This window comes from Pseudonocardia ailaonensis, from assembly GCF_039531635.1.
Lineage (GTDB): Bacteria > Actinomycetota > Actinomycetes > Mycobacteriales > Pseudonocardiaceae > Pseudonocardia > Pseudonocardia ailaonensis.
The window spans coordinates 133,069-137,347 of sequence record NZ_BAAAQK010000012.1 but is presented as its reverse complement, the minus strand read 5'-3'; the positions used below and the strand labels follow the sequence as shown (position 1 = coordinate 137,347).

Sequence of the window (4,279 nt, the reverse complement as noted above, 5' to 3'; positions counted from 1 at the left end):
GGGTCCTGGGCCTCTCGGGAGTGCAGGGGCCGCGGACCTCGCGTGCGGTGCGGCCGGGACGGGTGGGTCGTTACGCCTTGGTCGCCTGGGCGAGCATCGGGGTGAGCTTGTCGAGCACGTACGGGATGGACAGCAGCGTCGGCGAGTTGAGGCCGTTGGCCAGCGCGTCGTCGAGGAAGACCGCGCCGCCCGCCTTCACCCCGGCCAGGCTCTGCCAGGTGCGCTGCCCCTCGAGGTCCGCCTTCGCCTCGGGCGAGCTCGGGTAGATGATGATCACGTTGGCGTCGATGTCGGCCAGCTTCTCGACGCTGACCTCCTTGGAGTACGTGCTCTGCGGGTTGCCGAGCCCCGGCTTGAGCGCCAGGCCCAGGTCACCGAGGAAGCTGATGACCGGCGCGCCCGGCAGGTCGACGGTGTTGATCAGGCCCGGGTCGTAGGTGCTCCAGGTGAAGGTCTTGCCCTTGAAGCCGGGGTTGGCGGCGGCCGTCGCCTTGATCCTGTCGTCCGTGGAGGCGACCAGCTTCTGCCCCTCGGCGGACTTGCCGAGCGTCGTGGCGATCGTCGTGACCTGGTCGCGCCACTTGGTGGTGAAGGTGTCGCTGACCTGCCAGAGCACCGGGGCGATCTTGGAGAGCTGCGCGTAGTCCGCCTCCTGGCCCCAGCCGGTGATGATCAGGTCGGGCTGGAAGCCGGCGATCTTCTCGAAGGGGATGCCGTCGGTGATGTCGATGTTCTCGACCGTCTTCCCGCCGGCCGCGGCGGTGAACCACGAGTCGATGGGCCCGTAGCCGCCGACGGCGACCGGGGTGACCCCGAGCGCGAGGGTGGTGTCCCGCTCCGCGACACCGATGGCCACGACGCGCTGCGGCGCCGCCTTCAGCGTGGTCTCCCCGTACTGGCTCTTCAGGGTCTGGGGGAAGACGTCGGCACTCGCCGCCGCCGAGGGGCCGGGGGCCGTGCTCGGGGCGGTGGCGGCCGCACCGCCGCCACAGGCGGCCACGGCGGTGAGCAGCGCGGCCGCGATCCCTGCGATCAGGCCGTTGCGGCGGGCGCGACCCCGCCCTCCGCGGCGCTCCCCCGCCCCGGGGGCATCGGAGGCGCCGCGCGGGGGCACGCCGGTCGTCGTCGAGCTCATCTCGTGCACTCCATGGGTGTTCTCGTGGTCCGGTGACGCGATTCGCGCCGCCGAGTAAGCTAAGGTTCACCTAACCATGACGTCAAGGTGATCCGATCCGTGCCGCGATCTCCTTTTTGTCTATCTTTCCGACGGCGGTGACGGGGAGTGCGTCGGCGACCACCAGCCGGTCCGGGTGCATGAACCGGGCAAGGCCGCGGCCTGCCAGGAAAGCCTTGAGCTCCTTGAGTTTCGGGGCCCGTCCGGCGTTCGGGGTGAGGGTGACGACCGCGCAGGCGATCTCACCCAGCGTGAGATCCGGCACTGCGACGACGGCGGCGTGCGCGATCGCCGGATGCGCGAGCAGATGCTCCTCCAGCTCGGTGGCCGAGACGTTCTCCCCACCGCGGTTGATGACGTCCTTGACCCGGCCCTCGACGGCGAGATGGCCGCTGGGCAGGACCCGCACCAGGTCGCCGGTGCGGAACCAGCCGTCCTCGGTCACGACGATCCGGTTGTGCTCGGGCGCCCGGTAGTAGCCGCGCAGCGTGTAGGGGCCGCGGGTCCACAGCTCGCCGACCTCGCCGGGCGCGACGTCGGCGCCGTCCTGCCCGGTCACCCGGATCTCGTCCGCCGGGGAGAGCGGCCGCCCCTGGGTCGACACGACGATCTCGTGCGGGTCGTCGAGGCGGGTGTAGTTGAGCAGTCCCTCGGCCATCCCGAAGACCTGCTGCAGCGCGCAGCCCAGACCGGGGCGCACGCGGGCGGCGGTCTCCGGGTCCAGCCTGGCCCCGCCGACCTGCAGCAGCCGCAGGCTCGACAGGTCGCGGGTGTCCCACTCGGCGGCCTCGAGCCAGAACCGCACCAGCGGCGGGACGAGCGCGGTGACGGTGACCCGCTCGGCCTGGATCAGCCCGAAGGCGACGTCGGCGCTGCCGGCGGGCGCGAGGACGACCGTGCCACCGACCGAGAAGGTGCCCAGCAGGCCGGGGCAGGCCAGCGGGAAGTTGTGTGCCGCAGGCAGACACGCCAGATAGACGTCCTCTTCGGACAGTCCGCAGACCGCGGCGCTGGCGAGCGCGTTGTAGGTGTAGTCGCGGTGGGTGCGCGGGATCAGTTTGGGACGTCCGGTGGTGCCGCCCGAGACGAGCAGCACCGCGATGCCCGCGGGATCGGCGCGTCCGGTGACCGGCTCGCCCTCCGGGAGGTCCGCGAGCGCGGTGAAAGGCCCGGGGTCGCCGGTGAGCAGGACGTGCCGCAGCGACGGGCAGACGGCGGAGATCTCCGCGGCGAGCTCGCGGTGGTCGAAGCCCTCGTGGACGTCCGGCGCGACGTAGGCGACGGCCCCGGACAGCCGGACGAGGTGCTCGATCTCGTTGCGGCGGTGGGCCGGCAGGGTCAGGACCGGCACGATCCCGGCGCGGAGCATGCCCAGCAGGACGATCACGACGTCGGCGGAGTTGGGGAGCTGGACGACCGCCCGCTCCCCCGCCGCGATGCCGAGCGCGCGCAGGCCGCGGGCGGTCCGCTCCGCCGCCTCGTCGAGCTCGGCGTAGGTGAGCCGCCGCTCCCCCACGACCAGCGCGGTGCGGCCGGCGAACCGGGCGGCCCAGCCGCGGAACTCCTCGTCGAGGGTCGCCGCGCCCCAGTAGCCCTCGGCGACGTACCGGTCCACCAGGTCGGCGGGCCACGGTGTCAGGTCGGCCGGGTCGCTCACCGCTCGCTCCCCAGCGCCGCGGCCACGTCCTCGTCGGACAGGCCGTCGATCTCCTCCAGGATCTCCAGGACGACCTCGGCGGTCGCCTCGATCCCCGGCCCGGCGGCCTCGACGACGCGCTCCGCCAGCCCCGCCACGCTCTCCCCGGCGAACAGCAGCCGCACGGTCACGGCGTCCGTGTCCAGGTCCTCGCGGAGCCGCGACACGACCGACGCGGCCAGCACGGAGTCCCCGCCGAGGGCGACGAACCCGTCGTCCACTCCGAACTCCGGGACGGGCAGCACCTCGGCCCACACCCGGGCGATCACGGTCTCCAGGGCGGTGCGCGGGGCGACGAGGGCGTTGGGTGCCACTGTGGCCAGAAGGGTGGCCGGGTCGTCCGGGAGCTCGGTGACGACCCGGAGATCGTCCGGGACGAGATGGCCGGGCGCCCGGGTGCGCATGCCGGCGAGGATCGCGGCCGGTTCGGCGCCGCTCACGACGACGGCCGCGGCGGGGCGGCCGGGACGCAGGACGACCTGCGCCGCCGTGACCCGCGGATCGGCGAGCAGGGCCTCCTCGACGTCGACCGGGAGGACCGGGACACCGCGGACGACGACCTGGTCACCGGCGCGACCGCGGACCTCGACGGCGCCCGGGGCACCGGCCCCGAGCACCACGCCACCCGACCGCCCAGCGTCGTCCGACGGCCCGGCACCGTCCGACCGCCCGGCACCGTCCGACCGCCCGGCACCGCGGGCGACACCCAGCTCACCGTCCGAGCCCGCGATCCGGCCGAGCACCCCGACCGGCTTGGGGTGCCCGTTGAGGTCGACCACCCGCGGATCCCCGCCGAGGGTCTCCGGAGCCGGCCGAGCCCAGGCGTCGTCTCCCCCGGTGCCCTCGGCGAGGCCCGTCAGCAGGGCGTGGAACGCGGCGAACATCGCGTCGAGCACGCCGGGGGCGAACATCTCCTCGCGCGTGTCCCAGTTGACCAGCACGCCGCCGCCGAACTCGGTGATCTGCGCGTCGAGCAGCACCTGCGGACCCTGCGACACGATCCACACGGGCTCGCCGAAACGGGCGAGGACCTCGGGCGCGAACAGGTCGCCGAGGCTCAGGGCGCTGGTGAACACCACGGTCGCGAGGGCGCGCTCGCCGTCTCGGCGGGTGAGGTCGCGCAGCACCTCGAGGCCGGGGTGGCCGGCGTGCGAGGCGTCGGCGTGCAGCCGGCGCTGGACGGTCCGGGCCCGGTCCAGGAACGACACCGGCTCGGTGAGGTCCACCTCCAGCATCACGGAGCTGCTGAAGTCGCCGACCACCTCACCGACCGCGGGGTGCAGCGGCTCGCGGTCGAACAGCGGGACGTTGAGCAGGAACCGCGGGCCCGCGCTCCAGTGGCCGACGGTCTCGGCGAACGCGGTCGCGACGGCGGACGCCGTGGTCAGCCCGTGCCGGGCGGCCGCGGC

The 4,279-nt window shown here is 73.8% G+C and carries 3 protein-coding genes; all 3 read right to left on the bottom strand.

Going from position 1 to position 4,279, the window contains the following annotated elements:
- Window positions 1-70: 70 nt before the first annotated feature.
- Window positions 71-1,135 (bottom strand): iron-siderophore ABC transporter substrate-binding protein, encoded by a 1,065-nt coding sequence (locus ABD324_RS19325; RefSeq protein WP_344418728.1) that lies wholly within the window; start codon window positions 1,133-1,135, stop codon window positions 71-73.
- Window positions 1,136-1,217: 82 nt separating this feature from the next.
- A complete protein-coding gene (locus ABD324_RS19320; protein ID WP_344418725.1) occupies window positions 1,218-2,831 on the bottom strand; it encodes a (2,3-dihydroxybenzoyl)adenylate synthase in 1,614 nt (537 codons plus the stop codon).
- Window positions 2,828-4,279 (bottom strand): phosphopantetheine-binding protein (locus ABD324_RS19315; RefSeq protein ID WP_344418722.1); only part of this gene is annotated, 1,452 nt, incomplete at its 5' end. The genes ABD324_RS19315 and ABD324_RS19320, both read right to left, overlap by 4 nt.